Annotated in this window: 5 protein-coding genes; all 5 read right to left on the bottom strand. The window is 70.1% G+C overall.

Going from position 1 to position 5,214, the window contains the following annotated elements:
- Window positions 1–157 precede the first annotated feature (157 nt).
- Window positions 158–703, bottom strand: coding sequence for a polymer-forming cytoskeletal protein (locus CEK68_RS20280; RefSeq protein ID WP_152240465.1), 546 nt, complete (start codon window positions 701–703; stop codon window positions 158–160).
- A 104-nt stretch (window positions 704–807) separates the two neighbouring features.
- A complete protein-coding gene (locus CEK68_RS20275) occupies window positions 808–2,517 on the bottom strand; it encodes a diguanylate cyclase (protein ID WP_193314268.1) in 1,710 nt (569 codons plus the stop codon).
- A gap of 127 nt (window positions 2,518–2,644) precedes the next feature.
- Window positions 2,645–2,998: a hypothetical protein gene (locus CEK68_RS20270; protein WP_017908416.1), complete on the bottom strand. Its 354-nt coding sequence runs from the start codon at window positions 2,996–2,998 to the stop codon at window positions 2,645–2,647.
- A gap of 573 nt (window positions 2,999–3,571) precedes the next feature.
- Window positions 3,572–3,913, bottom strand: coding sequence for a hypothetical protein (locus CEK68_RS20265; protein WP_150409287.1), 342 nt, complete (start codon window positions 3,911–3,913; stop codon window positions 3,572–3,574).
- 122 nt (window positions 3,914–4,035) lie between these two features.
- The gene (locus CEK68_RS20260) at window positions 4,036–5,211 is read right to left on the bottom strand and encodes a thiolase family protein (protein WP_152240466.1); all 1,176 of its coding nucleotides are present in this window, start codon (window positions 5,209–5,211) and stop codon (window positions 4,036–4,038) included.
- Window positions 5,212–5,214 lie beyond the last annotated feature (3 nt).

Raw genomic sequence — 5,214 nt, 5'->3', positions numbered from 1 at the left:
AGCGGCACCAGCGCCGACGGCGCCGACTGCTGCAGCACCGCCGAATCGAAGCGCAGGTGGTGCTTGCACGCCGGGCAGACGCTGGCGCTTTCGAGAATGGTGGCCTTGCAGTGCGGGCAGGTCCGGGTCGCCCCCGGACTGCCGGGACGCGGGCTGCTCATGCGCCGGCGTCGGACTCCGCGGGCTTGCCGCTCTTGCGGGCATGTTTGTCGTCGTCCCAGCCGAAGTCGGCCTGGCCGCGCATGCGCGAGCCGGCGGCCACGGTCAGCGAGCCGGCCTTGACGTCGCCGATCAGCGCGCCGGACGCAAGCAGCTCCACCCGCGAGGCCGATTCGATGTTGCCTTCCAGCTCGCCGGCGATCACCACCTTGTCGGCACGCACGCCGCCGCTGAGCTTGGCGCCGGTCTCGATGGTGAGGTCGCCCTGCACGTTGACGTCGCCCTTGAACTTGCCGGCGATGCGAATGTGGCCGGTGCCCTCGATCTTGCCTTCGATGCTGATGTCGGCGGCGATCAGCGATTCCTTCGCGGCGGGTGCCGGCGCAGGGGCGCGGGCGGCAGGGGCGGCGGCGGCGACCGCGGCGAGCGGTTCGCCCGGGGCGGCATCGCCCGGCGGGCGCGGCTCCGGCGGCAACGCGCCGTTACCGGGAACGGGCGGCAGGCCATCCTTGCGCGCGGGACCCTGGTCTTTCCAGATGGACATGGGCTGTCGTCTCCAGTCGGGGGAAGCGCGACTATCGCCGCTCTATCGCGTCGGTTTTGTGACGCTTTCTTCAAAACGGCGGCCCGACTGCGACCGCCGCCGGTTCAGCCCATGCCGTCCAGCGTCGGGTCGTAGGCCTGCACCTGGTTGCGGCCGCAGCGCTTGGCCCGGTACAGCGCCGCATCGGCCTTGCGCAGCAGGGTGGTGGCGACCACGCCGTCGCGCGCATAGCTGGCCACGCCGATCGACATGGTCACCGCCGGCAGCGCCTTGCCGTCCACGGTCGCGCTCAATTGCTGGGCGGCGCTGCGGATCTGTTCGGCGATGGCCTGCGCCTGTTCCGGCCCGGTCTCCGGCAGGATCACCGTGAACTCCTCACCGCCGTAGCGGCAGGCGATGTCCTCGCCGCGCAGCCGCGTCGACAGCATCTGCCCGACCGCGGCCAGCAGGGCGTCGCCGCCGCCGTGGCCGTGCAGGTCGTTGAACTGCTTGAAGTGGTCCACGTCCAGCATCAGCAGCGACAGCGGCATCTGCCGGCGTCCGCAGCGGGCCAGTTCGTGGTTGAGCGATTCTTCCAGGTAGCGCCGGTTGAACAGGCCGGTGAGCGGGTCGCGGATCGACTGCAGGCGCAGCGACTCGCGCAGACGCAGGTTGCTCAGCGCCAGCGACAGCTGCTCGGCGGCGGCCTCGGCGATGGCGATGCGCGGCAGTGGACCGGTGCCGCGCCCGGCCAGGAACACGAAGCCCAACTGGGTGCCCTGAGCCGACAACGGGATGCAGGCGGTGCTGGCACCGGCCGCGTACGGATCCTCGCGCAGATGCGCGCAGGCCGAGTCGTGGCCCTGCGCATGCACGAAGTGGCTCTTGTCGCGGCGCAAGGCCCAGCAGTCCTGCGGCGCTACGGCCGGCTCGCTGCCGACCGGCGGCTCGCCCCAACTGACGATTTCCTCGGCGCGGTCGCGCGAGGCGCGCAGCAGATAGACGCTGCCGCCGGCGTCGGGCATCAGCGCGGCGAGCAGGCGTGCGGTCACCGTCAGTGCCTCGGCCGGCTCCACGCAACTCTGCAGCAGGCCGGTATAGCGGCTGAGCGCGTTGAGGTCGGCACTGGTGCGCTCCAGCTCGGTGATGCTGGCTTCCATCTTCTCGTTGGCGACCGAGGCGGCCTGCTCGGCGTTGCTGCGGTTGCGCAGTTCGCGCAGCAGCAGCGCGTACACCACGCCGACGCTGCCCAGGCCGAACGGGATGCCGGCCAGGGCCAGCACCAGCAGCATGTCGGCGCTGCGCTGGTTGGAGGTGTCGCGGCTCTGCAGCAGTTGCAGTTCCACGTCGGTCATCTGCTGCACTTGGTCGCGGATCGCGCTGGAGCTCTGGTACACGCTGGGCGCCATCGCCTGCCGCAGCGCCTGCAGGCCGTCGCGCTGGTACACCGCGAGCATCTCCCGCATCTGCCGCAGTCGCGTGTCCATCGACTGCTGCAGCACCTGGATGTTGGCGATCTGCACGGGATTGTCGGAAACCAGCTTGCGCAGCTGCGCCAACTGCCGTGGCACGCGTTCGGCGCTGTCGTAGTAGAGGCTCAGATAGGCCTGGTTGTCGGTCAACTCGTAGCCGCGCAACGAGGATTCGGTCATCAGCAAGGTGGATTGCACCTCGTCGATGTTGCGCAGCACTTCGTGGGTGTGGGCGACGCGTGCGCCGTCGGAGAGCGCGCGTTGTGCGCCGTAGAACACGCCGGCGCCGATCAGCACGAAGACCGCAGCGGAGAACAGCAGGGCTAGACGGGTCCTGGCCCGCACACGTTGGAGAATCGGCATCGCAAAAGTCTACTGTGACGCCGCAAACGCCTTGGACCGGCGTCACAAAAGACGCCTTGCCGGCACAGCGCGCGGCACGCGCTGCGCGGCAGAGGCCGCCCCCGCATGCACGGGGACGGCCAATGACTCAATGCTGCTCGCGGTCGCCGTTGTGCGGATCTTCGTTGGCGTTCTCGCGTGCCTTGTCGGCGACTTTCTGCGCCGCATTCGCCGTGGCCTCGCTGGCATCGGCCGCCATCTCCTTGGCTGCGGCCGAGGCATCCTTGACGGCATCGGAGTTGGCCGCACGGTGCGCGGCATCGCGCGCGTCGGCGGCGACCTCGCGCCCGGCCTGCGCGACCTGGCCAGCGGCTTCCTTGGCCGCTTCGCCGGTCTGTTCGGCAGCGACCTTGGCGTCGCGTTGTGCCTGCTGCGATTCGGGACCCTGGCAGCCGGCCAGTGCGAGGGCGCCCAGCAGGGCCACGATCGGGGTCTTGTTCATGCGGCTTCTCCGTCCACGGGTGGGTGACGCGGCGCAGCCTAGGCGGACGCGCATGCAGCCTGCGTCAAGGCGAAGCGGTGGCGCGGGGCAGTGTTCAGGAAGGCACTGCCGCTGGTGGGGGAGGCGCCGTGGGGTGGGAGCCAGGCACTGCGATGCGCGCGGCTGCCGTCGCATGCTGGCCATGCGGATGTGCGGCGTCGGCGCGTACGCGCCGCACGTGCATGGCGCGTGGCAGCGGTGCGCATCGACCGCATCGCTCGCCGCGGGCGGCGGTGCGGCGCGTCGTGCGGGTCATGCGTCGCGCTTGCATGCGCGCTACGCGTGGACGACGCAATGGCGCGGACGAATCCTGTGTGCGGGGACGCACGCTTGCGAGGCGACGTCAGCGGCGGACGACGGCGCGGCATTCGCGCGAGGCGAACATGCATGCGTCGTCACCCACGCCGCCCTCCGGGAACACGCTGTGCCGGCACGCTGGTGGCGCCGTTGCAGCGCTGCCCGGCAAACGCCAGGCAAAGAAAAAGCCGCTGGCGGACCAGCGGCTCTTTCAGGACTGCAAAAAGCAAGAAGTGATTACTTCTTGGCTTCCTGAGCAGCGTCCTTCGCCTTTTCGGCGGTGTCTTCCGCAGCCTTGGCGGTGTCGGCAGCCTTGTCGGCAGCGGCATCGGTCGGGGCAGCGGCGGCAGCGGCCGAAGCGTCGGCAGCGGTGTTGGCGGCGGTCGCGGCGGTGTCGGCAGCGGCCTGAGCGGCGTCGGCGGTCGGGGCGCCGGCGGCAGCCGACTGGTCGGCAGCAGCCTGCGCGTCGGTGGCGGCTTCGTTAGCCGAAGCGGCGGCGTCCTGGGCCTGCTCCTGCTTCGAGCACGCGGCCAGGGCCAGGCCCAGGGCCATTGCGATCAGCAGCTTGTTGATGCTCATTGTGTCTATCCTCGTCGTTTAGTTAGGCAACGCGCGAATGCGCGCCCTCAACATGATGACAAGCCAAAGTCGGCTGTCAAGCGCACGCGCATTCATTTTTGTGTTTCAGGGGTTAATCCCAATCAAATCAATTCGATGGCGACCGCTGTCGCTTCGCCACCGCCGATGCACAGCGTCGCGATTCCGCGGCGGCCGCCACGGCTGCGCAACGCATTTAGCAATGTCACCAGCAGCCGCGCACCGGAGGCGCCGATCGGATGGCCGAGCGCGCAGGCGCCGCCATGGACGTTGACCTTGGCGTGGTCCAGGCCCAGTTCCTTGATCGGCACCATCGCCACCACGGCGAAGGCTTCGTTGATCTCGAACAGGTCGACGTCGTCCAGGCTCCAGCCGACCTGGTCGAGCAGCTTGCGGATCGCGCCCACCGGCGCGGTGGTGAACCATTCCGGCGCCTGCGAGAAGGTCGCGTGGCCAACGATCCGGGCCAGCGGCGCGACGCCGCGGCGGGCGGCCTCGTCGGCGCCCAGCAGCACCAGCGCGGCGGCGCCGTCGGAGATGCTCGAGGAGCTGGCCGCGGTGACTGTGCCGTCCTTCTTGAACGCCGGCTTCAGCGCCGGGATCTTGGTCACGTCGGACTTGCCCGGCTGCTCGTCGCTGTCGACCCGTACCTCGCCCTTGCGGGTGGCCACGGCGACCGGGACGATCTCGTCGGCGAAGGCGCCATCGCGCTGCGCGGCCTGCGCGCGGTTCACCGATTCGATCGCGAACGCGTCCTGGTCCTGGCGGCTGAAGCCGAACTTCTCCGCGGTGGCCTCGCCGAACACGCCCATCGCCTGGCCGTCGTCGGGATTGGTCAGGCCGTCCCAGGCCATGTGGTCGACCGCCTGGAAGTTGCCGTAGCGGTTGCCGGTGCGCGAGTTCGGCAGCAGGTGCGGCGCGTTGCTCATCGACTCCATGCCGCCGGCGACGACGATGCTGGCCGAACCGGCCTTGATCAGGTCGTGTCCCAGCATTACCGCCTTCATGCCCGAGCCGCAGACCTTGTTGATGGTGGTGGCGCCGGTGCCGTCGGGCACGCCGGCCGCGCGCGCGGCCTGACGTGCCGGGGCCTGGCCGAGGTTGGCCGGCAGCACGCAGCCCATGATGACTTCGGAAACGTCGGCGGCGGGGATGCCGGACTGCTCCAGCGCGGCGCGGATGGCCGCGGCGCCCAGCGTCGGCGTGGGCACGCCGTTGAACTGGCCCAGGAACGCGCCGATGGCGGTGCGCTTGGCCGCGGCGATGACGGCCTCGGTCATGGG

It is taken from the genome of Xanthomonas sp. LMG 12461, assembly GCF_009192935.1.
In the GTDB taxonomy this organism is placed as follows: Bacteria; Pseudomonadota; Gammaproteobacteria; order Xanthomonadales; family Xanthomonadaceae; genus Xanthomonas_A; species Xanthomonas_A sontii.
Note: the sequence above shows the minus strand (reverse complement) of the source record. Positions and strands in the feature narration are given on the sequence as shown.

What these genes read in the sequence shown, in the direction of transcription:
- CEK68_RS20260 (WP_152240466.1), bottom strand. Translation starts at nt 5,211, where the DNA reads ATGACCGAGGCCGTCATCGCCGCGGCCAAGCGCACCGCCATCGGCGCG.
- CEK68_RS20265 (WP_150409287.1), bottom strand. Translation starts at nt 3,913, where the DNA reads ATGAGCATCAACAAGCTGCTGATCGCAATGGCCCTGGGCCTGGCCCTG.
- CEK68_RS20270 (WP_017908416.1), bottom strand. Translation starts at nt 2,998, where the DNA reads ATGAACAAGACCCCGATCGTGGCCCTGCTGGGCGCCCTCGCACTGGCC.
- CEK68_RS20275 (WP_193314268.1), bottom strand. Translation starts at nt 2,517, where the DNA reads ATGCCGATTCTCCAACGTGTGCGGGCCAGGACCCGTCTAGCCCTGCTG.
- CEK68_RS20280 (WP_152240465.1), bottom strand. Translation starts at nt 703, where the DNA reads ATGTCCATCTGGAAAGACCAGGGTCCCGCGCGCAAGGATGGCCTGCCG.